The following is a 23,147-nucleotide window of genomic DNA, read 5'->3' as shown; positions in this document are numbered from 1 at the left end:
GGGCGCACGCCTATGGAAACATTGCTTGATGGAAAACAGATTTGGGCTGAAAAGAATCTAGCTCAAATTTAACCTGACACTCATCATCAAAACGGGTAACTGTCAGATCAGGTTTGAGCTAGTACAGCTTATATCATGAATGAACGAATTTAAGAGAATCTCATGTTTACCGGAATTATCCAAGCGGTTGCCACGATTGAAAATGTCACTGACATTGCAGGGGTTCGCACCTTTATCATCCACTTTCCAGCAGGCTTTTGTCAGGATTTGCAGATCGGCGCCAGTGTGGCCATTGATGGAACTTGCTTAACGGTTACTGAAATTCTCGATGAGCAGACTGCTAGCTTTGATGTGATACTACAAAGCTTGCAAATTACCACACTGGGTGAGTATCAGGTTGGCACGCAGGTCAATGCCGAGCGGGCTGCCAAGGAGGGTGCTGAAATTGGCGGGCATCCACTGTCGGGACATATTGATTTTACCGCAACCATTCTGGACATTAGGCAATATGACAATAATTTTTGCTATCGCATTGGTGTCGCACCGCAATGGATGAAATATATATTTTCCAAGGGTTATATTGCCATTAATGGCACGAGTCTGACGCTGTTTGAGGTGAATAAAACGGAACAGTGGTTTGAAGTCTGGTTAATTCCTGAAACCCGCCGTATGACCGTGTTTGCACAAAAGAAAGCAGGTGACCGTTTAAATGTGGAAATTGAACGCAGCACACAAGTGCTTGTAGATACAATTCATGATGCGCTGGATGAAAAGCTGGGTGCTTTAGCGCCATTACTGGAAAAAATCATGCAGCAACATGGAATGGATTTGGCCAGTAATCTTGTCCAAACATTGCCTAAAGCATGATTTAAGCTTCAGAAAAATTTTAAATTAGAAATCTTTTAGTAAACCCAAACGGCGGTGTTGCATCAGGGGCATGGATTCACGCCGTTTCTGGATAGCGTTTTGATCGAATGTAGCAGTCAAAATGCCCATACCTGCTTCCGTGCGTTCAGCCACAATTTCGCCCGCAGCATTACTGATGGCACTATGACCCCATGTGTGGCGTAAAGGTGGTTGCGTACCGTGGGTTCCCTGCTGTCCGGCACCCAAAACATAACATTGTGTGTCAGCCGCACGGGCACGCAATAATAATTGCCAGTGCAGGCGACCTGTCATTTCAGTAAAGGCAGAGGGCGCAGTGAGAAAATCCGCTTCCTGTTTGCGCAAGGCCAGTGCCAGTTCAGGAAAGCGCAGGTCATAGCAAATCATCATGCCAAGCTGGCCAAAGGGCGTATTGGCAACCACGACTTCATCACCGGGTTCAAAAGTGGCCGATTCCTGATAACTGCCAGTATTGTCACCCACCTGCACATCAAACAAATGAATCTTGTCATAGCGAGCCACTGTTTTGGCTTCCGGGCTAATCAATAAGCTGGTGCTGCGAACACGGCCATCAGGCACAGTTTGTCCATTAGGACGATACGGGCAGGGAATTGAGCCAGCAACCAGCCATAGGTGATATGTTGCAGCCATTTGCTGGAGCTGTTGCTGCAATTCGTCAAAACGCTCAGCTGTTTTTAGCTGTTGTCCCGCTGCAAAACAGGCAAAATTTTCTGGCAATACCAGTAGGGAAGCATGCTGCTCACGTGCCTGCTGCATCAATAGCGCTGTATTGGCAAGATTCTGCGCAATCGAATCCTGCGAATTCATCTGCGCTACTGCAAACACAGGCAATTGATCTTGAGGTGAGCAAGTCATGGGGTAGCAGGATTAATGATACTGCGTTGAGGAAAGTTGCTGGGCGGCTTGCTGCTGGCGTTGTTCTTCTTGTTCGAGTTGTCTTACCAGCGGCTGAAACATATTGTGGTTGGCTTTATTCAGGCACATCAGGGTACGGTGAGCTTCCAGCACGGTATGCAGCATTTCACTGTGATCACCATGCTCTTCTGGTAAAACCTGGGTACAGCAGGCATCTGCCGGACAGTTCAGCATGACAAATACCTGGCTTAAGCCCATGCTGTTGGCCAGCGTGGTGATATCAGGATTGGTGGTAATCATGACTGCTTGAATATTATGGATTTGCTGTAGCTTTAAACCCAGTTTCGCTAAAATGCCCAATACAGTGCTATCAATAAAGGTGGCCTTGGTCAAATCAACCAATGCACCTTTAATGCCAGTTTGCTGTTCTATTTTATCGAGAAGGTGATCAAGACTAATACAAGAGGTGGCTCGGACTTCACCAATAAGTTTGAATACGTGGGTACCATCCAAGCCTGCATATTCAATATGACCAGTTGACATAAACATGCCATTTTCATACGGGAAGTAATAATTATCCCATAGCTCATCCACTTCGGCAAGTAAGCTGGTGGTAATTACCACCTTAAGTATGACTAATAAATAGGCTTATTTGCGTGACAGGCATAAAATGGCGATATCATCGGGCACATGCTCGGGCGGCTTAAGTCCATCAGTTTGCAGGGTTTTTATCAGCTGGCTAAACTGCTCGTTCAAACCACCCTTAAAAGATTCCAGTGCGCCATCCGAACAAAAAATTAATTGTGCACCGGATTTCATGTGTAAATGCTGGGTCTGGATTTTCAGGTCGCTGGTTAAGCCCAGTGGCAGGCTGCTGGTGGTTAAAATGGCAGGTTCCTGTCCGGGTTGTAGCAAAATGGGTGGCGGATAATGGCCAGCACTACACCATTCAATGTCATTGGTTTTAAAGTCCAGCAGGCCACAAACCAGCGTAATGTGTTTTTCGGCATTCTGTGCTACCAGCTTGTTATTGAGCTTGGTCACCAGTTGCATCGGACTATAGGCCCGGCCATGAAAGCCTGCCATCCATGAAGTCAGCAAACTGCTGGTAACGCCATGTCCCGCAACATCCGCCAGATAAAACAGAATTTGCTGGTCATCCACCTGCCAGTAATCAAACCAGTCGCCTGATAAAAACGCAGCAGGTTGAAAAAACTGTTCAATCTGGTAGCCATCAATCTCTAGCGGACGGGGCAACATGCGTTGCTGCAAGCGTGCCGCAGCAGGCAAGTCGCGGCTATCCTGATTGCGCTTATACTGTAAATCCAGCTGCTTGAATACTTCTTCAGGCTGTGCGGGCAGTTCGTTCCAGATCCAGCCTGCCAGTGCGCCTTTTTGCCATGCTTTGGCCAGTAGCGAACCTTGCTCGGCTCTGGCCAGGACAATGGTTGGATTCTTCCATTGCTGGTTTAAAAAGGTTTCAACATCGGAAAAAACCACCAGTGTGTCGTCAATTGTAGGCAGCTCATCAAGCCTGATTTGTTGAAGACTCGGCAATGCCCGTCGCAACTGGGCAATTTCTGCTGACAGGTCAGTTTTATAAATGACAAGCATTGGACTAGGCAACTGAAAGATTAAAGTTAGACATTAAAACGCTGCATCCTGATTTTGTGCAGGCTCAGATCCGACATCAGGTGTAGCCTGCATTTCGGGTGCTGGCGTTGAAGCGGGTTCCGCTGTTGACTCAGTGTCGCCAAAGTTTTGATCCATACTGCTGCTGTTAGTATTATCACTCTCATTTATGTCATCTGGCGCATCACCAAAGCTGGCGTCTTCGTCACCAAAACTGTTGTCCACGCTGGCATTTTGTTCATTACCTGAAATCAGGTGCTGCCGACGCTGCAGGTACAGGTCACGCAGTAAGGCATATTGGTCGCCTTGAACCAGATCTTCTACCCCGACAAATTTGGCACGTGCATCCACGCCTTCAGTGCCAACCAAACCCCAGTAAAGTGAGTTTTGGTTCATATAGTGCACGGGTCGGCCAAAGGTATCAAAAATACGACCTGCACTATCGCGCAAAGTGGATGGTCCTAACACTGGCAGCATTAAAAACGGCCCTGACTTTACGCCCCACTTGCCCAGGGTTTGGCCAAAATCCTCATTGCCCTGTGAGGCAAGACCAAGTTTGGTTGCCGGATCGGCTAGTCCCAGACTGCTAAAAGTATTAACCGTAAAGCGGCCTAAACTCTTATAGGACGAGGTGCCATTACCCTGAAGCAAGTGGTTAACCGCATTCCACGGCTCACGCAGGTTTGAAAAAAAGTTGCCGATACCGGTTTGAACCGGAGCAGGGACTTTATTCTTATAGGCTTTTGCAACTGGCAGTAAAAGATGCTGATCAAGCTTGGAGTTAAACCGGAAAACTTTACGGTTAATGGGCTGAAACGGATCTTTAACCACATCGGGCTGGCTGGCATTGGCATCAACCCGAAGCTGCTTGAGCGTAATGCGGCTCAGTGCATTAAAAGTAAAGGGATCATCATACACATTAATCTGGGAGTCAGTCGTATTGACAGACTGCACAGGTGGCTGAATCACTTCGCTAATGGTTAAGGTTTGATACGGTATATTGATGTTTGCGCTAGTCTGATCAAGCGAAACTGAAGTTCCCTTGCTATTGTTATTGATTGGCAAGGCAGGGTCGATTGCCAGTGCAGGTGTAACAAATGCAGCATTCATGGCAGCAATACTGAACCAGCGGGCAATTGCAGTCGTCATATACCGAATCTTCCTAACTTTATTTCACGGCAGAGTAAGGTACTTTGCGCTTGTTGTAAATTATTCGTCAGCCTGTTATAGCATATTCCCATCTTACTCCCAGATTACTGTTTGATGTATAAATAAATTTTATTTAAGGAGTTGCGTGCAATTATTGTGCTGTGCAGTGGCTTTGATATTGAATATTTTTGCTACGGCATAGAAATTGCTTTCCCTTTTGGTTTCGCCTTGTGGTTATAATAAAAAATCATACTAAAAACAGGACATCAGTATGAAGCTATCCATGGGGATGAAAGTTTCTGCTTCCTTATCCTTGACGCCACAATTGCAGCAGGCCATTAAACTGCTGCAATTGTCTTCGCTTGAGCTGGAGCAGGAAATTCAGGTTCAACTGGATAGTAATCCCTTACTGGAAGTGATTGATCCTAGTGAGGAACACCAGCGCCCTACCGAGGCCACCACCAGCCAAAGCTCTGCTGAGCAGGCTGAAAGGGAAGGAGCTGATTATGAAACCTCGCTCACAGAACAGATGCAGGCCAACCAGCTCAATGACGATTTGCCGGTTGATACCCAGTGGGATGATATTTTTACCCATCAGTCCACAGCACTGGCTACACCGGAATTTGAAGAGCGCGAAGATAACCGCACCAGTCAGGACAGCATCTGGGATTATTTGCGCTGGCAGGTTAATTTTGCTCACTTTAGCCCGATAGACCGCCTGATTGCCGAATGTATTATTGATGGCATTGATGAGCGTGGCTACCTGATGATTAGCCTTGAAGATGTCCTTGAAGCAGCGGTGCAACAATTGCACTCACTGGGCGTGCTTAGTGAGGAGATGGACCCTGCCGAGCTGCTGGAATATGACATTGAGCTTGAAGAAGTTGATGTGGTGCTCAAGCGCATTCAGAATCTGGAACCTGCTGGTGTAGGCGCGCGCAGTTTGCAGGAATGCCTGTTGTTACAGCTAAAAAACCTGCCGGAACATACGCCCTGTCGTCTGGATGCGCTAAAGCTGCTACAGCATCATGAGTTATTGATTGCCAATGATATTAACCGGCTGATGCGGCAAACCCAGCTTGGGCAGGATGCCTTAAAAGAAGCCCTCAACCTGATTAAATGCCTTGATCCTTACCCGGGGCAAAAGTTTGCTGACCCGGAGCGCGACCATCAGGTGCCGGATGTCATTGTGCGCAAAAAAAATAACCGCTGGGAAGTTCAGCTCAATACTGACATTTTACCAAAACTGCGGGTCAATCCGTATTATGCAGGTCTGATTCGCCGTGCAGACAGCAGCAGTGACAATCAATATTTGCGCCTGCACATGCAGGAAGCGCGCAACTTTATTAAAAGTGTAGATGAACGACACAAAACCTTATTAAAGGTATCCACCTGTATCATTGAGCACCAGCGTGACTTTCTTGAACATGGCCCTGAAGCCATGAAACCGCTTATCCTGCGTGATATTGCCGAAGAAACCGATTTGCACGAGTCTACAGTATCGCGGGTTACCACCCAAAAATACATGCTCACCCCGCGCGGATTATTTGAACTGAAATATTTCTTTTCAAGTCATGTTGGCACCAGTAGTGGTGGGGAATGCTCGTCTACCGCAATCCGTGCCATGATTAAAAAAATGATTCAGGAAGAAAATGTACGTAAGCCATTGTCTGATAATGCAATTGCCGAGAAGCTGCAAAGTGAGGGAATTGATGTGGCACGGCGCACGGTTGCCAAGTATCGCGAGTCACTAAACATTCCATCATCCAGTGAACGAAAACGCTTGCTTTAAGCAGTCGAATATGATTATTTAAAGGTGTCACCAGTGTGGTGACATGCACCGTCCGACTCCAGGTTGCTCTTTGATTTTTAACAATAAAATTGCAACCATGAGCCGTATCTCTGCAAGGCGAAGAGTTTGTTCCCATCTGGTTCAAATCGACCTGTTTTTCGCTGGAAAAAAGGCCGCCATTTGCGTATGGGAACGCTCGATTAATTAACGATAGTTAATACGAGGATGGATTTATGCATATCAAAATTAGTGGACATCACATTACTGTAACCCCTGCCATTGAAGCCAGCATTCTTGAAAAATTTGCGCGTGTAGAGCGCCATTTTGACCATATTAATAGCATGCAGGTGGTTTTATCGTTAGATAATCATCATACGGACTGTAGTCATAAAGGCCAGTCCAATCACAAGGCGGAAGCCATTTTGCGTGTACCGGGTGCCGAGCTGTTTGCACAGGCCTGTGCCGATGACATGTATGCTTCGATTGCCATGCTGTCCGAAAAACTGGATCGTCAGGTCAAGCGCCATAAAGAGCGCCAAATGACCCGTTATTAATACCGTTTAAAATGAAGAAGGGCTTATAACAAGCCCTTTTTTTATGTCTGGTGATATTAGCCACTTATTAAATCAAAATAATAAAGCTAATAGACTTCTTTCATAAGTTGTACCAACTCGCCTTCGACCACTTCGACAAGCTCAGTGACCGTAGGCAGCGTTGGTTAATTTTGTCGAAACCAGACTTATGGAGAAGAACTAATAGACACTCTTCTCTGATTAGGGTTTAAAACAAGGCAAGTGCCGATCATCCCATCCTCTGTTAGAACATTTGTTCCGACTGTATTCGCTTATTTAACCAACTCTCAAACTGGTTACGTGAAGCATGTTTTTCTCACACAACCCGGCTTTTGACTGTACAGCTTGTAACCGGTATTCGCCACTTTATGGCCTAGAATTTCAAACACAGATAACGCTATAAAATTTTTAGGTTTTAACCATGTACACGTTTGATATTGATTGCAGTTTTGGCTACGAGGTAAAGCAGCCATCAGAATTTATTTTTCATATTCAGGTCGCCCACCACCCTTGGCAAACGATTCATGAAGAACAGCTTGAAGTTTCATCCCATTTGCATATTCATGAGTATGAAGATGAAAAAGAGCTGAACCGACTGTTCCGGTTTAGTGCCCCAGCAGGGCCAATTGAGTTGCGCTATCGGGCACGGGTGAGTGTGGATATGCCTTATCGCGATCCGGCTTTCCGTGAAATGGACATTGCCGAGTTGCCATCCGAGGTATTGCACTATCTACTGCCCAGCCGCTATTGTGAATCTGATTTGCTCAGTGGCATGGCGCAGCGCACATTTGGCCATATCCCGCGCGGGTTTGACCGGGTAGAAGCCGTGTGTGACTGGATTAAAGCCAATATTGCCTACGAGGTGGGATCTTCACAGGCATCGACCACTGCACGTGATGTACTGGCCAACCGTGCCGGGGTATGCCGAGACTTTGCCCATCTGGGAGTGGCCTTGTGTCGTGCCCTGAATATTCCAGCCCGCTTTGTATTTGGCTATACCGAGTTTGAGGAGCCACCACCAGATTTTCATGCCCTGTTCGAGGCCTATGTCGGCGGCCAGTGGGTACTGTTTGATGCCACCCGTATGGCTTCCATTGATAAAATTGTCCGGATTGGTACAGGTACGGATGCCAAGGATGTGGCCTTTGCCACCATTTATGGCGATGTCGAAATGAAGTATATGAAGCCCCTGATTTGCGATCATGTGGATGGGCAGGAACCCAATTTTGCCCACAAGGATCAGTTTATTGGGCTAAAAACCGCATAACAATGCGATAATATCGGCCAGCGCTATTAAAACCGACAAAAACCTATAGAAATAGTAGCGCACACTGGACGTTTTGGATTGGGCAGAGTAACCTTTCGCCCAATCTTTTATCTATTTTAGAAGCTTTTCCATTACCGTTTCTTCATTTAGGGGTTTGCAATGAATAGCGACCAACTTGCCACGCTGTTACAGGCGGCTTTTCCTCAGGCAGAAGTTCATGTCACCGGACAGGCTGGCAAATTTGATTTACGCATTGTTGATGCCCAGTTTGAAGGCTTGCGTCCGGTTGCGCGCCAGCAAGCGGTTTATGCCCCCATCAATGAGCATATTGCCAGTGGTGCAGTGCATGCGGTGAGCATTCGCGCCATGACGCCAGAAGAATGGCGCAAAGCCAGCCTGTTTGGAGCATAACCCCAGCATGGATCGTTTTTTAATTACTGGCGGCAACCGCCTTGAGGGCGAAGTACGGATTTCCGGTGCCAAAAATGCGGCGCTGCCGTTGCTGGCGGCAACCATTTTGGCCACCACACCCATTACGCTGACCAATGTCCCGCGCCTAAAAGATGTCTCTACCCTGATCAAGCTGATTCAGGGCCTTGGTATCACGGTACATTATGAAGGTGATTCAGTAACCGTAGACACTTCTACTTTAAATAACCAGTTTGCCCCGTATGAACTGGTGAAAACCATGCGTGCCTCGATTCTGGTGCTTGGCCCATTGCTGGCACGCTATGGTGAAGCCAAGGTATCGCTGCCTGGTGGTTGCGCCATTGGCTCGCGTCCGGTTGACCAGCATTTAAAAGCACTGGAAGCCTTGGGTGCCCAGATTGATGTAGAAGCAGGTTATGTGTATGCCAAAAAATCAGGCAAGCTGGACGGTGGGCAAGTCAAGTTTGACATGGTCACCGTGGGCGGCACTGAAAATATCCTGATTGCAGCCAGTATTGCCCAAGGTACCACAGTGATTGAAAATGCCGCACAGGAACCGGAAGTTACTGACCTGGCCAATTTACTGGTTAAAATGGGCGCACAGATTGAAGGCATTGGCACCAGCACCTTAACTGTACATGGTGTTGAAGCCCTGACCGGTTGTAACTATGCCGTGGTGGCAGACCGGATTGAAACCGGCTCTTATCTGGCTGCTGCTGCCATTACCGGTGGGCGTGTGCGTGCAACGCATACTGATCCTAGCTTAATGGAATCCGTGCTGGAAAAATTTGAGGAAATGGGTGCCACTATCAACCGGGGTGCAGACTGGGTTGAGCTGGACATGCACGGCAAGCGCCCCAGGGCAGTGAGTTTTGAAACCCAGCCGCATCCTGAATTTCCAACCGATATGCAGGCTCAGCTGATGGCAGTGAATACCATTGCCGAAGGGACGGGGACCATTTCAGAAACCATTTTTGAAAACCGCTTTATGCATGTGCCTGAATTATCAAGACTTGGTGCAAAAGTGCAGGTGAATGGTTCGGAAGCTGTGGTGACCGGGGTTGAAAGCCTGCAGGCTGCACCTGTTATGGCCACTGATTTACGGGCTTCATTTTCACTGGTGATTGCCGCACTGGCCGCACAGGGTGAAACCTGTATTGACCGGATTTATCATATTGACCGTGGCTATGAGCAACTGGAAGCCAAGTTGCAGGGCTTGGGTGCCAACATCCAGCGTATTAAGGCGTAACAGGCAATTGTTGATCAGCAGTTGCGCTGAATCATGCCAATTTGAACAAGAAGGGTAATGACGTGTCAGATGTACTCGGTAATTTTGATCATGGCTTAACGCTGGCATTAAGCAAGGGCCGTATTTTAAAGGAAACATTGCCACTGCTGGCCAATGCCAACATTGCCTTGCTGGAAGATCCTGAGCATTCCCGCAAGCTGATTTTTCCGACCACTCATCCCAACGTCCGTATTCTAATCCTGCGCGCTAGTGATGTGCCCACCTATGTGGAAAATGGCGCTGCCGATATTGGTGTGGCTGGCAAAGACGTGCTGATGGAACATGGCGCGCATAATGTTTACGAACTGCTGGACCTGAAAATTGCACGTTGCCGCCTGATGACAGCCGGTAAGGTGGGTGCCGTGCGTCCGGCAGGCCGCCTCAAGATTGCCACCAAATATGTCAATCTGACCCGGCAATATTTTGCAAGCCTTGGTGAGCAGGTGGACGTCATTAAGCTCTATGGTTCCATGGAGCTTGCGCCACTGGTAGGGTTGGGCGACTTGATTGTGGATGTGGTAGACACTGGCAACACCTTGCGTGCCAATGGCCTAGAGCCATTAGAAGAAATTTGCAAAGTTTCATCACGCCTGATTGTCAACAAGGCCAGTTTTAAGCGCAAGCAAGCCGTGCTAGGGCCCATTCTGGCACAACTGGAACAAGCGGTTGCTGCCAAGTCTGCTTAATTAGCATGAAATAACCAAACTGCATCGATGTTTTTAATGAATCGGTGCTTTCAATGGTCTGGTGCAGAATTTCCTATCATCACCATTGCTTAAAACTGCCACAAGATCAGCCAAACACGCTAAACTATGCGTTTGCTTATCATTGTGGAAGTGATGACAATGCGTCGTTTGTCAACCCGGGATGCCAGTTTTCAGCAGCAGTTTTCTGCGCTACTGGCTTTTGAAACTGTTAACGATCCTGCGTTAATTCAAACTGTTGACCAGATTATTGCTCAGGTGCGTGAACTGGGTAACGCCCATGTACTGGCCCTGACCCAGCAATTTGACCAGCATCCCGCCCAGCACTTTGATGAGCTAGAATTATCTGCTAGCCAATTGCAGCAGGCTTTTGAGCAGCTTGAACCTACCGTACGCAATGCACTAGAACTGGCCGCTAGCCGGATTCGTGAGTTTCACCAGCGTCAGGTTCAGCCTGACTGGCAATATATTGATGCACTCGGTAATACATTGGGCCAAAAAGTGACGCCACTGGATCGGGTTGGAATTTATGTGCCCGGCGGCAAGGCTTCTTATCCCTCCTCAGTATTGATGAATGCCATTCCTGCGGCAGTTGCTGGCGTACAGGAAATTATCATGGTAGTGCCAGCGCCAAAAGGCGAGTTAAATCCGCTGGTACTGGCTGCCGCGCATCTGGCTGGGGTGCATCGTGTGCTGACGATTGGCGGTGCACAGGCCGTGGCTGCCTTGGCTTATGGCACAGAAACCATTGCCCCCGTGGATAAAATCACTGGCCCCGGTAACCGTTTTGTGGCTGCGGCCAAGCGTGCTGTGTTTGGTCAGGTTGGCATTGACATGATTGCTGGCCCTTCAGAAATTCTGGTGTATGCCGAAGGCCAAAACAACCCGCAATGGCTGGCGATGGATTTGCTGTCACAGGCTGAGCATGATGAGGTCGCGCAGTCCATTTTCATTACGCCGGATGCCGAATTATTAGAGCAGGTTGCAGAGGCCATTGAAGCGCATCTGGTCACATTGCCACGCGCTGAAATTGCCAGAACATCGTTGCAAAACCGCGGTGCGCTAGTGCTGGTTAAGGATCGCGCTGAAGCCGTAAAGTTGATTAATCAGGTTGCCCCGGAACACCTTGAGCTGTGTATGGATGAACCAGAGCAGCTGCTGCCACAAATCCGCCATGCCGGTGCCATCTTTATGGGACGTTATAGCCCGGAAGCCATTGGCGATTATTGTGCCGGGCCTAACCATGTGCTGCCTACCTCGGGTACAGCGCGGTTTTCTTCGCCGCTTGGTGTTTATGACTTTCAAAAGCGTAGCAGCATTATTTATTGCTCGCCAGAAGGTAGTCAGTCATTGGCGCAAGCCGCTGATGTACTGGCACAGCAGGAAGGCCTGGTAGCACATGCGGGTTCAGCTCGTTACCGTAGCTAATTAACATGTTGGAAGTACCTAGCCTCGAATTAAGGGACTAGGGGTTTGAAGCATACTGCTTTAAAGCAATGACTTAAAAATATTTAGAGACAAGAAGCATGACCACCGAGCACATCAGTTCCCATCTGCAACGCCTATGGAGTCCAGAAGTTCGTACGCTGGAACCTTATGTGCCGGGTGAGCAACCCAAAATTGATAACCTGCTCAAGCTCAACACCAATGAAAGCCCTTTTCCGCCTTCACCGAAAGTGGCAGAAGCCATTATTAAAGTGCTCAATGAGCACGCTGAACCGGGTAATAGTTTGCGCCTGTATCCGGATCCGGATGCCAGCGCGCTTAAACAGGCCATTGCAGCCCAGCAACAACTATCGGTTGAACAGGTTTTTGTGGGCAATGGTTCTGATGAAGTGCTGGCACATATTTTTAAGGCATTCTTTATTCAGGATAAGCCCATTTTATATCCGGATATCAGCTATAGTTTCTACCCGGTATATTCACAGTTTTTCAATTTAAAAGTGATTCAAGTACCACTAGCTGATGATTTTTCCCTTGATGTCACGGGTTATCAACAGCCAAATGGCGGCATTATTTTTGCCAACCCCAACGCACCCACAGGGGTATTTTTGCCGCTGGATAAAATTGAAGTAATCTTGCAGCAAAATCCGGACAGTGTGGTGGTGGTAGATGAAGCCTATGTGGATTTTGGCGGACAGTCAGCCACGAGCCTGATTAGCAAATACGATAATTTGGTGGTATGTCAGACCACTTCAAAATCCCGTGCATTGGCAGGATTACGGATAGGTATGGCTTTTGCCCAGCCACATTTAATTGCAGCACTGGAGCGGGTAAAAAATAGTTTTAACTCCTATCCGATGGATCGACTGGCCATTGCAGGTGGAGTGGCTTCTTTTGAAGATCAGGCTTATTTTGAGCAAACTTGTCAGCAAACCATTGATAACCGCGAGCAACTGGTCGCACAGTTAACGGAATTAGGTTTTGAAGTACTCCCTTCCAAGGCCAACTTTATTTTTACGCAGCATCCTCAGTATGCTGCTATGGAAATTGCTGCCAAATTACGTGAAGTGGGCATTATTGTACGGCATTTTAACAAGCCAAAAATCCATAATTTTTTGCGCATTACCATTGGCACCACAGCGCAGCAAAATCGGCTGGTCGCACGTCTAGGAGAAATATGTTGAGATATAGCGTTAGCAAATCAGCCATACCATAAAATATTCAATAAATTAAGCAAGTTATATGGTGTCGCCAGCTTGTGGCTGAGCTTGCTGGGCTTTTTTCTCTAACCATTCCAGCATGTCTACATTTTTAACACGCTGGTAAATTGCTTCAACGGAAACGGTTAGGCCAATGGAATGAAACGTAATGTTATCCCCCAGATAATAAACCTGTTGCTGCCAGTGTTGCGCATTATCACGGAACCAGAGTTCGACCTCGACAAAATCCTGCTCAATCAGTACATATTCTTTTAAACTTTCAATCTGAAAATAGGCATCGCGTTTGAGTGTTTTGTCATGCTGGCGTGTGGACTTGGACAGCACTTCCACAATAATCGTGGGATTTTCGGTGTAATAATCATGTTCTTCATCACTACAATCGACCATCACATCGGGATAAAAATATTTACTACCCACTCTCACTTTCATGTCAGAAATATAAGGCTGACAAGGTTTTCCAGCCAAGTGATTGCTGAGTAAGGTATAAACATTACCACCAATAATGTTATGATGCCGATGCGCCCCCACCATGGCGTACACTTCGCCATCAATATATTCGTGGCGAATATCTGACAATAACTCACCTTGTAAATATTCCTGTTCGGCGATTCTCTGGATAGTTTTCTGGCGGGTCTTGGCAGTATTCATAGATATCCCTTGATGGCATATTCTGGTTAGGGTACTTAATTGTCCTGTGCTTGGCAATCTACCGAAAATCCATTAACGCAGTTTAAGATTGCACCAATTTTATCCAGGCATTCCTGATATTCTTCTTCGCAATTTGAAGCAATCGTAATACCGCCACCTGCCCAGGCCGTTAACGTATTTCCACGTTTTTGCAGACTACGGATCAAAATATTAAAGGTTCCTGTACCGTCATAGTTCAAAAAACCCATGCTGCCACAATAAGCCCCACGGCTTTCTGCCTCCAGTTCATCAATAATCTGCATCGCCCGTATTTTGGGTGCGCCAGTAATTGAACCACCGGGCAGGGCACTAAACAGAACATCCAGTGGCGATGCTTCAGGCTTAAGCCTGGCCCGAACTTCACTCACCAAATGATGCACCTGCGCAAAACTTTCTGGTTTAAACAGCGCAGGCACCCGCACACTGCCAGTCTGGGCATAAACACTCAGATCATTACGCAATAAGTCAACAATCATCAGATTTTCACTGCGGTCTTTTTCTGAGTGCAATAGCTGTTGCTTAAGCGCTTCATCAATTTTAGGATTTGCATGACGAGGACGAGTTCCCTTGATGGGCTTGGTGATCACTTCACCATCGACATTAAATTCAATAAACAATTCTGGTGAGCAACTAAGCAGCTCAAAATCACCATATTTTATAAAACCGCCATAACTGGCCTTGGTCAGGTGCATTAACGCATCAATGGTAGAAACCAGACTACCTTCCATTATTGCTTTAAAAGGCTGGGTTAAATTAACCTGATAACAGTCCCCTTGCTTCAGATAATTCTGGATTTTGTTAAAAGCATATTGGTATTGCTGCAACTGCCAGACAGGTTGAAACGGCAGATTAAGCTGAAAGGCAGGTTCAATCGTATTCCGGGTGTCAATTTCTAATAAAAGTTTCTGGATATGCTGATAGATAGCCTGCAATTCAGGTAAATTAGGCCCATAAAGCTGCCAAACCTTTTTTCCAGTTGTTGAAACTTCCAGTTTCAGAAAAATATCGTATTCTCCCATTATTGCAGCAGGCGAGGCTAAATTTTCCAGCGTTATGGCTTGAGAGGCAGCGAGGTCATACCCAATAAATCCCATTAACCCGCCATAAAAATTCCCATTTGAAGATTCGTTAACATAGGAATGCTTTAACCGAGATCCATTCCAGTACTGATTTAACACAGAAAAAAAATCAGCATCTTGCAAAATGGTAGATTGCTGCAAGCCATGACGCTCTAGTATGACTGTACTGGAAGATGACAAGGAAACAGCTTGCCATTTCGGAAATAGCCCTACAACTTTGGTCGTAGGATAGCTCATCAAGACAAAACCAGCACAATTTTGTAAATATGTGGATAAAGTTTGAATTGAATCACAATTAGTACAGAATTCTTGTCTAACAATCACAGTATGAGTATCCATAGAATTGCTTTAAACATATATTATTTATAAATAAGCAATTGATTTTAAATAAAGATATGTATAATAAAGCTGGGGAGAGTAATTAGAGCTAATATTCTGCCGTTTATCGGATGTTAGACAAAAGTAGTAAAAACCACTTGCACATAAAACATGCATATTGTAATTTTATCGGGCAGGATGAGCTACAGCAATACCAGGTAAGGATGCATTGGATACAAATCACCGTACAGGGTCGTAGCGGCAAAAATACTTATACTCGTAGGAGAGTGCAATGAAGCTTTTTACTAAACTTGCTTTAGTTTCCGCAGTAGCAATCAGCGGTCAAGCAATGGCAATGGAATCAATGGACGACTCGGCTCTGAGTTCGGCTACTGGTCAAGACGGTATTTCTTTAGGCATTGCGCTTGATCATTTAACAATTGAAAATCTATACATTCATGATAATGATGGTTTATCTGATGCTAAAGAAACCAATTTTGGCTATGTAGCTGCTGGAACCAACCCAGTTACACCAGAGGTACTAGGTACTTCACTGGGGGGAACAAAAAAAGCAGGTGCGATTACCATTACTGGAAATGGTATTGCTGGTGATCGTAATGAAACCAACGCTATTGATATTCAAGCAAATGCTGCTGGTGGTTTAGCAAAATTTGGAACTACAAATGTATTGGCAAAATTAGATATTGATTCTGATGCTGGTACTGGTACAAGCGGCGCTTTCTTAAATATCGGTGCTAAGGTTTCTGGGCTGGATATTGCTATTGGTAAAATCGGTGTTGCAAAGAGTAATACCGCTCAAGCTTCTGGTGCACAACGTGGTATAGTCGCTGGTAGTAATAACACTATTATTAGTGGTCTAACCTTAAAAACTGGTTTAACTACAGCTAATATTCAATTAGGTGCTACTCCACAAGGTGCAATGATTTTATTAAATGGTAAAATGCAGGGTGGCTTGGAGATTTCAGATCTTGGTATCGTAGATAATGCTGGTGGTGGTACTATTCAGTTGGGTAAAATTAGTATTGCTGATCATGGTGGTTCTGATTTGACTACTAATGCCAAAGTTAGTGTTGTGCCGGGTGCTCTTAAAATTGAAGCAATGTCTAACGCAACAGATATGTATATCAAGTCGATTAAATTGGGCGAATCTAGCACTTTACCAGCAGGTTATGTGAAGTCAATTGGTGATGTTGAAATTAGCAATATGAATGTGTCACACAGTGGCATTGCTGGCGCTGTAATTCTAGTATCTGGTCACTAATTTAAACGAGGCTTCTGCCTTGGCTTAAATCAAAAAAACGGCGGTTAGCATAATCGCCGTTTTTTTATCTACATGAGTTTATTGTATTTTCAGGTTTATAGACAAAAGATAATTAATGCAAATTAACGAATTTTATTTCTTTGGGCTTATAGTAGTTGTCAGGGAGTTTAACGTTAATTTACATTAATTAAGCTGATTACTGAGAAGTAGGGCAGTCAGGAAACCAGGAAGGTTTTATGAAAAAAGTACTTGTAACATTAAGCATCCTTGCATTATCTCACACTGCCTTTGCGCTAGAACAATTAAATGATCAAGACCTTGCTAGCCAAACTGGTCAAGACGGCATTACCATTAAGGTAGGCATCTCCGAAGTTGCTTTTGACCAAGCAGCATTGGTTGATAGTAATGGCATGACTGGGGCAAGCAATTCTGCAGCTTTAGTCATGGCGCCCAATGCATCGGGTAGTTCCATCGGTATTAACTTTTTAAATGGTGCAGGCGCAGGCGTTAATAATCTGGTTACTGCCACCATTGATAGTGATGCGGGTAATGCAGGTGCATTTGCCAATATTAATTTGGCATTTTCTGAATTGAAAACCATTAAAGTAGATCCATTCTCTATCTATCTAGCCCCAACGCTTAATAACTCCCGCACTATTGGTAGCGTAGGCTCGGTATTTGATGGGGCAGGCCTTAGAGCAGGTGTATCCAAGTTACTACAGGTAGGAGAAGGAGCAGAACAGCTTAATATTAATTTTATTAATCCATTAGCTTTCAATGTTCAATTGGGTAACTCTCCTCAGGGTCATATGGTTAAGTTTTCTGGCTCACTACAAAGTATTAATCTTCCCAAGCTTAAAATTTTCTCTAACAACTCAGGCAATCAAACCAGTGCTTTAAGCCTTGATGCAAGCTTTAAGGCAAATAACAGTACATCAGGTTTTAGTCTGGATGGTTTTTATCTGGATGTTACGCCTGATGGTTTAAATTTTGGCAATCAGGGCACGACTGACAAGTTTGATGTGCTTCTTAATAATGTCGTAGCAGGACAAAGTGGGGCTAGCGAGGCATCTACATTTAACGGCTTAAAAAATGGCTCAATGGGTAATTTTGGTGTCGTAGGTGCAACTGTTTCCAATCTTAAAATGAATGTAAGAGGCATGTAGTTTGGTGCCTGTTTAATTTGTAAAAGTGCAAATTAAACGTTAAAAAAATAGTGTATTTGTGACAAAAACACGGTATCTTGTAAATTACATGGATGACGGCTGATTAACCTAAAGTCGTATTCTTAACAGGACACGGTAGCCCAGTGAACGGGTTATCCAAAATTAGAAAAAGTGCGCTATGTTTATTATCACACTAGGGTCAGCTCTGATTTATCATTTTGCGACCGAAGCTTTACAGATAGCAGACAAACCAGCCGGTTCTGTCTATTACACTGAGGTTGCCGACTCCCGATTTAACTCCTATGGTAAATATCACCAAAATCCGGTGCAGGTTAAGCCTGCCATTGAGCAGCAATTTCGTGGCATTGTAAAGCAGGTCTACGATTATAGCTGTGGTTCTGCTGCACTAACGACACTACTAAATGGCTATATCGGTGAAAAGCTAACTGAGCAAGAGACCATGAATGGTTTGATGCGCTATGGTGAATATGACCGTATTGTAGAGCGTCGTAGCTTTTCTCTCTTGGATATGAAACGCTTTGTAACAGCACTTGGTTATAATAGTGGCGGATTTAAAGGCCAATTCTCTGATTTAACTAAACTGGATAAGCCAGCCATTGTGCCTATTGCTTATGCAGGATTTAAGCACTTTGTTGTTTTCAAAGCTTATCGTGATGGTCGAGTATTTATTGCCGATCCCGCACTGGGTAATTTAAGTTTTAGTGCTGAGCATTTTCAGGAAATCTGGGATAACAATACACTTTTTATCATTGACCCCCCTGTTGGGCGAGAGCTTCCTGGCCTTTTGGCTTTGCAAGAAAGTGATATGCGCATTGTAGAAGATAGTATGATAGATCGTTTTGCATTCGTTGATGTACGTTATCCAACATTAATGATGGAAAAGAATGCGGATCGTGCTGCCACTATGCGACGTGTACTGGATGATGACCCAAAATCTGATAATTATCAGAAGCCGATTGATACCTACATGCGTCTTTATTACAAGCGCAAGTAGTATAGCCAGTAAATGACAAGTTTGGGTATTTGTACAATTTAAGATAACTGTTTCAAGGTAGATTATAGTCATGCAGAAACAATGGATGAATCGGTCAATATTGTCTTTAAGTATTGGTCTGGCAATGATTGGCATAAATGCTTATGCAGCAGAGGATAATGCTACTGATGCTAATAGTCAGGTTACTGCTGCTCCATCAGCTGTAGAAGGCACAACCGATCCTGTCGCTGCCGAAAGCCGTGCGCAGGTTGAAGCGCCGTTAACCAACGACAATAATCCAAATACTGACAGTGCAGTCGTGACCACAATTGCTGAGCGGGCTGACAGTGCTGCTGATGATACTGCTGGCGCTGACAATGTTGTTGGTACTGACAATGCTGCCACTGTTCCGGCTGCTTCCACGCCTGCAGCTGATACCGCTCCTGTAACTGATACCACCACAAACACTGCGTCAGAAACGCCTTCCATGGTGCCGGGAAGTAGTGCAGCCGACGTATTACAGCAAACAGCAGAAGATGTATCGGCCAGAAGTAATCTTGAAGAAGTCTTTACCCGAGCAGAACAACAATACTCACTGTCCAAGCGTGGTTCGTACTCGGCAACTTACGATATTAACTACACCTATTACCGTGATAGCCGCCTTGACCTGGCACTCAGCGATAGCAGCTCTACCTTGACTCGCTTAAGGGTTGAAGAAGATGCACAGCACACGCTTATTAATACCTTCACTTTCCAGTATGGTCTGCGGGATAACTTAACCCTAACTGCTTCGCTACCATTAGTTGCCAAAAGTGACAATCTGAAGGATGAAACCACAACCGGTCTGGGCGATATCAGCCTTGGCGCGCGCTGGGAACCCTTTCCATTACAAACTGGGCGTTTGCCATTAATTCTGTTTGGCAGCCTGTCGACCAAAACCGGTGATAGTCCGTACGAAATTGATGCTACCCGTGGCTTATCTACCGGCAAAGGTTATTACTCCATTGGTGGCGGTGCCAGTACCCGCAAGTTTATAGATCCGGTTGTCCTGTTTGCCTCGGGTTCGGTCAGCTATGGCTTTAAAGAGTCCGGGCTGAACCAGGCCCGGGGTACGCGGATTCTCGATGAGTTTGAACCCGGTATTAGTGGCGGGGTTGCTTTTGGTTTTGCTTATTCATTCAATTATGACGTATCGCTGACCATGTCTTATCAGCAAAGTTTCTCAACCAATAGTGAATTTATTTTTAATACGAATGGTGTCCGTGAAACATCTACACCTGCGGATCAAACCAGTGCATCCATGTCTTTTTCGCTTGGGGTGCGGGTTTCACCAAAAACGATTGTCAATGGTTCAGTGGGTTTTGGTCTGACAGAAGATGCGCCAGACGTTTCTTTGGGACTATCGTTCCCATTGGATTTCCTGGGTTTTGGTCGTGAAACCCGCTGAGGCATGTTGGTATGAAGCTGAATTTACGTTTACAACCTTTAGCCTATGCCATCATACTTTCCAGTATGCCGGTGCTGACTCACGCACAGCTGGGGCAAAACTTATCTGTTGATATCCGTGCCCTGTCTATGGGCAACGCGGTAACTGCAGATCCGCCAGGTATTAGTGCAATTCACTTTAACCCAGCGGGCCTGACCAAGATTGACGGCCTGCAAACTGATGTGCAGGGTTTGTTGGTAGATTTTAATATTCGTCGCGAGTTTGAAGCACCCGCTGGTTATAACGTTTTTGGCTATTCTGACGATCCAATCATTTGTAATGATGTAGCAAATGTTGGTCAAAAAATTTGTAGTGATTTCAAGGACTATGCTGTTAGTAAGGTTGACCATCCCAGCCTTTATGTTCCGGTACTCAAAAAAATAGTGAACTGGCCACAGGGTTTGCCTTTGGCTGCACCACTGGCAGGTGCTGCCTATAAGCCACCGGGCTCAAAAATAACCTATGCTTCTGCATTGTATGCCCCTCTTGTGGCCGGTTTCGGTTCGGCTGATGGTGATCCCGGTAATTTTATGGGTCAACAGGTTGCTATTGAGCGTATTACCTATTTATCGCCTTCTGCTGCCTATAAGGTTAGTGATAATTTGTCATTAGGCGCGTCCATTGGCATGTCTTATCAGGCGATCGGCCTAAAAACTGACCTGCGCTTTCCTAACGAACTAATCGGTGTATTACGCCTGATTGATGAAGATGTCTGTGGTCCATTTCAGGAAAATGGGAACATTGGTAATTTATTGCTATTTGGCTTGTGTAATGCAGAAGAAGGTGTCGGGCCATTCAAGAGCTTTGGTTCAATGGAAGTTGCTCTGGAGCAAACATTATCACCTTCCTACAATCTAGGCTTACTGTGGGAACCCAGTGACGATTTCGGTTTTGGTATGGTTTACCAAAGCAATAGTAAGATGAAGCTTAAAGGCGACTATGCCATTGAAAATGATCGTGGAGGGCAGGAATTAATTCGTGCTTTGGGTTCATCAGTAACCGGTGCAATTCTACAGGCTATCCTGGGCTTCCCATCGTATGTTCCACCCAGTGAGACCGGTAAAGTCTCTATGGATCTGGAATATCCTGCACATTTTCAGGCAGGGGTAAAATATAAAGTACTGCCGGATCTACAGTTTAATTTTGATATTGGCTGGACAGATTATGCAGCATGGGATTACTTCAGGTTCAACTTTGACCGTCAAGTTTCTGCGCTTAAAATTGCAAAATTATTGTCCAATGATGTAACGGCGTCCAGTTTAAACCTGCCTCTAAAATTCCGTAGTCCCTGGAGCTGGGGCGTGGGCATGGAATACAGTGCCACAGATCGCTTAAAATTACGTTTGGGCTATGAACCGCGCAAAAGTGCAATTCCTGATGACCGTCGTAATACCCTCGTGCCAATTAATAATGCACAAATGTTTGGTGCTGGCATGGGATATCGGTTTGATCCGGATACTGATATTGATTTGACTGTAATGCATCTGCGTAGCCGTGATAACATTCCTGCCAATACCAGTGGCCTTGCTAACCAGACTGGGGTTAATAACCTGTTATTAAATCCTTATGCTGGATTAAATGTAAAAACAAATACAAAAGTCACCATTCTTGGTATAGCCTATCGTACTAAATGGTAATTGGTATTTGAAATGGCACGAGTAATCTGGAAACCTGTCGTCGCTGGTACACTGGCTTTATGTTGCCTTAGTGGGGTTAATGCTGCGACAGAGCGTTCCGGTTTTTATACAATTGTAGGTCCAGATGGGCAAATGATTGTAATAGATCGTAATGCTTCTAGCAAAAATGAAAAAAATGCAGAAGTTACCACAGATGCAAATATTAAGAATAAGTCGTCTTCAACCTCAAAATGGTCTTTATTTAACAGGCGTAAGACGGTAAAGGTTGCTGAATTAGTTACACCAATTACTTCAAATCCTCGTGTAGCTGTAGGATCAGTACAACAAAACAATGCTTTGCCTGTTCAGCCATCACTAGTTAATGAGCAGGTTCAGGTGCAAGTTAAGTCTCTTGATACCAAGCAGGCTAGTCAAGTTAAACCTCAAGCTCAGGTTTCTTCTGGATTATCTGAAGAAATTAAACCCCAGAAGATTAATGAGCCACAGTCGCCAGTTGTTCCTGAAACTTTAATCACTAGCCCTGAGAATACCTCTAAAGTGCCTAATACCCATCCTGTCACTGTGATTGATGGGGAGCAATACATTGATAGTGAATACTTGGAACAACGCGAATTTAATCTTGAAGGTAAAAAAAGATTCTATAATTTGCCTGATGGTATAGGTGGCCATGAGGTACTAGAGCGCGAAAAAGGGGTCGATATGACTGTATTTCGCAAACAGAAAATTGACAAGCCTCAAGTAGTTGACCTTTCTAAAAACTATCAGCGTATTCCTCAGGCACAAATTATTGCGCTAACAGGCACTACTTGTTTTAGTGAAAAGCAGCTAAAAGATGCCAAGCTGTTTAGACAGGATGAATATCTGGATTTCTGGCCTAGACCAGGGTTTGAGCCAAAATTTGATTTTGTGGTTGCAAAACTTGCACAACCTATCAATGATATTCAGGTAACCTCCTATGCCAATAATACGAGTAATCCGAAGTTTTATTGGCCATTACCTATTTTTCTGGATGAAAAAGGTTGTGTTATGGAAGGGGTAAATGCGTTTTATCAAAATACGCTTGCAGCAACACCAACTATGCATCAAGCGTTACAAGGTTATTTACACATTCCGCAAAATACCCAGTATATTCTGTTTACGCCACTGGAAGCGGCAGCGGATCTATCACAAACACAATTAACGGACAAAGGACAGGTTCGTTTAACGCCAATTCGTTAGTTATATTTATTTGATTGGACATA

Annotated in this window: 21 protein-coding genes; 15 read left to right on the top strand and 6 right to left on the bottom strand. The window is 45.3% G+C overall.

Going from position 1 to position 23,147, the window contains the following annotated elements:
* Window positions 1-162: 162 nt before the first annotated feature.
* Window positions 163-867: a riboflavin synthase subunit alpha gene (locus E2B99_RS06550; RefSeq protein WP_134244142.1), complete on the top strand. Its 705-nt coding sequence runs from the start codon at window positions 163-165 to the stop codon at window positions 865-867.
* A gap of 24 nt (window positions 868-891) precedes the next feature.
* On the opposite strand, the gene E2B99_RS06545 is transcribed toward E2B99_RS06550, so the two are convergent.
* The 4 genes from E2B99_RS06545 to E2B99_RS06530 all read right to left on the bottom strand — a co-directional run bounded on the left by E2B99_RS06545 (window position 892) and on the right by E2B99_RS06530 (window position 4,542).
* Window positions 892-1,737 (bottom strand): carbon-nitrogen hydrolase family protein, encoded by an 846-nt coding sequence (locus E2B99_RS06545; protein ID WP_134244144.1) that lies wholly within the window; start codon window positions 1,735-1,737, stop codon window positions 892-894.
* Between the two features lie 36 nt (window positions 1,738-1,773).
* Entirely contained in the window at window positions 1,774-2,304 is a 531-nt protein-coding gene (locus tag E2B99_RS06540; RefSeq protein WP_026471819.1) for an STAS domain-containing protein, read from the bottom strand.
* 105 nt (window positions 2,305-2,409) lie between these two features.
* Window positions 2,410-3,375 (bottom strand): PP2C family protein-serine/threonine phosphatase, encoded by a 966-nt coding sequence (locus E2B99_RS06535; RefSeq protein ID WP_134244141.1) that lies wholly within the window; start codon window positions 3,373-3,375, stop codon window positions 2,410-2,412.
* A gap of 33 nt (window positions 3,376-3,408) precedes the next feature.
* A complete protein-coding gene (locus E2B99_RS06530) occupies window positions 3,409-4,542 on the bottom strand; it encodes an MlaA family lipoprotein (RefSeq protein ID WP_134244140.1) in 1,134 nt (377 codons plus the stop codon).
* A gap of 271 nt (window positions 4,543-4,813) precedes the next feature.
* Here E2B99_RS06530 and E2B99_RS06525 point away from each other — a divergent pair, with 271 nt between their 5' ends.
* The 8 genes from E2B99_RS06525 (at window position 4,814) to hisC (ending at window position 13,221) form a co-directional block, all read left to right on the top strand.
* Entirely contained in the window at window positions 4,814-6,334 is a 1,521-nt protein-coding gene (locus E2B99_RS06525; protein WP_134244139.1) for an RNA polymerase factor sigma-54, read from the top strand.
* Between the two features lie 233 nt (window positions 6,335-6,567).
* Window positions 6,568-6,888, top strand: coding sequence for a ribosome hibernation-promoting factor, HPF/YfiA family (gene hpf, locus E2B99_RS06520; RefSeq protein ID WP_134244138.1), 321 nt, complete (start codon window positions 6,568-6,570; stop codon window positions 6,886-6,888).
* Window positions 6,889-7,327: 439 nt separating this feature from the next.
* Entirely contained in the window at window positions 7,328-8,173 is an 846-nt protein-coding gene (locus E2B99_RS06515) for a transglutaminase-like domain-containing protein (RefSeq protein WP_134244137.1), read from the top strand.
* A gap of 159 nt (window positions 8,174-8,332) precedes the next feature.
* Window positions 8,333-8,584 (top strand): BolA family iron metabolism protein IbaG, encoded by a 252-nt coding sequence (gene ibaG / locus E2B99_RS06510; protein WP_026471823.1) that lies wholly within the window; start codon window positions 8,333-8,335, stop codon window positions 8,582-8,584.
* 7 nt (window positions 8,585-8,591) lie between these two features.
* The gene (gene murA, locus E2B99_RS06505) at window positions 8,592-9,851 is read left to right on the top strand and encodes a UDP-N-acetylglucosamine 1-carboxyvinyltransferase (protein ID WP_134244136.1); all 1,260 of its coding nucleotides are present in this window, start codon (window positions 8,592-8,594) and stop codon (window positions 9,849-9,851) included.
* A gap of 62 nt (window positions 9,852-9,913) precedes the next feature.
* On the top strand, window positions 9,914-10,576 hold the full coding sequence (hisG, locus tag E2B99_RS06500; protein ID WP_407636779.1) for an ATP phosphoribosyltransferase: 663 nt from the start codon (window positions 9,914-9,916) through the stop codon (window positions 10,574-10,576).
* A gap of 159 nt (window positions 10,577-10,735) precedes the next feature.
* Entirely contained in the window at window positions 10,736-12,022 is a 1,287-nt protein-coding gene (gene hisD / locus E2B99_RS06495; protein WP_134244135.1) for a histidinol dehydrogenase, read from the top strand.
* 98 nt (window positions 12,023-12,120) lie between these two features.
* Window positions 12,121-13,221 carry a histidinol-phosphate transaminase gene (gene hisC / locus E2B99_RS06490; RefSeq protein ID WP_134244134.1) on the top strand — a complete coding sequence of 367 codons (1,101 nt, stop codon included), beginning with the start codon at window positions 12,121-12,123 and terminating at the stop codon, window positions 13,219-13,221.
* A 54-nt stretch (window positions 13,222-13,275) separates the two neighbouring features.
* Here the strand turns inward: hisC and E2B99_RS06485 are convergent, their stop codons facing one another.
* Window positions 13,276-13,905, bottom strand: a complete 630-nt coding sequence (locus tag E2B99_RS06485) for a Uma2 family endonuclease (protein WP_134244133.1) — start codon at window positions 13,903-13,905, stop codon at window positions 13,276-13,278.
* A gap of 35 nt (window positions 13,906-13,940) precedes the next feature.
* Window positions 13,941-15,260 (bottom strand): anthranilate synthase component I family protein, encoded by a 1,320-nt coding sequence (locus E2B99_RS06480; protein WP_166738999.1) that lies wholly within the window; start codon window positions 15,258-15,260, stop codon window positions 13,941-13,943.
* A gap of 373 nt (window positions 15,261-15,633) precedes the next feature.
* Between E2B99_RS06480 and filA the strand changes: the two genes are divergently transcribed.
* The 6 genes from filA to filE all read left to right on the top strand — a co-directional run bounded on the left by filA (window position 15,634) and on the right by filE (window position 23,124).
* Window positions 15,634-16,623, top strand: coding sequence for a putative pilus system protein FilA (filA, locus tag E2B99_RS06475; protein ID WP_134244131.1), 990 nt, complete (start codon window positions 15,634-15,636; stop codon window positions 16,621-16,623).
* Window positions 16,624-16,859: 236 nt separating this feature from the next.
* Window positions 16,860-17,789 (top strand): DUF6160 family protein, encoded by a 930-nt coding sequence (locus tag E2B99_RS06470; protein WP_134244130.1) that lies wholly within the window; start codon window positions 16,860-16,862, stop codon window positions 17,787-17,789.
* A 178-nt stretch (window positions 17,790-17,967) separates the two neighbouring features.
* Complete coding sequence (gene filB, locus E2B99_RS06465; RefSeq protein WP_134244129.1) at window positions 17,968-18,804, top strand: putative pilus system C39 family peptidase FilB; 837 nt, start codon at window positions 17,968-17,970, stop codon at window positions 18,802-18,804.
* A 70-nt stretch (window positions 18,805-18,874) separates the two neighbouring features.
* A complete protein-coding gene (locus E2B99_RS06460; RefSeq protein ID WP_430981454.1) occupies window positions 18,875-20,230 on the top strand; it encodes a transporter in 1,356 nt (451 codons plus the stop codon).
* Window positions 20,231-20,241: 11 nt separating this feature from the next.
* The gene (gene filD / locus E2B99_RS06455; protein ID WP_134244128.1) at window positions 20,242-21,906 is read left to right on the top strand and encodes a putative pilus system OmpP1/FadL family transporter FilD; all 1,665 of its coding nucleotides are present in this window, start codon (window positions 20,242-20,244) and stop codon (window positions 21,904-21,906) included.
* Window positions 21,907-21,918: 12 nt separating this feature from the next.
* Complete coding sequence (gene filE / locus E2B99_RS06450; RefSeq protein WP_134244127.1) at window positions 21,919-23,124, top strand: putative pilus assembly protein FilE; 1,206 nt, start codon at window positions 21,919-21,921, stop codon at window positions 23,122-23,124.
* Window positions 23,125-23,147: the final 23 nt, after the last annotated feature.

It is taken from the genome of Alkanindiges illinoisensis (assembly GCF_004377485.1).
Lineage (GTDB): Bacteria > Pseudomonadota > Gammaproteobacteria > Pseudomonadales > Moraxellaceae > Alkanindiges > Alkanindiges illinoisensis_A.
The sequence above is the reverse complement of the archived record's forward strand: the minus strand, read 5'-3'. Positions and strand labels throughout refer to the sequence as shown.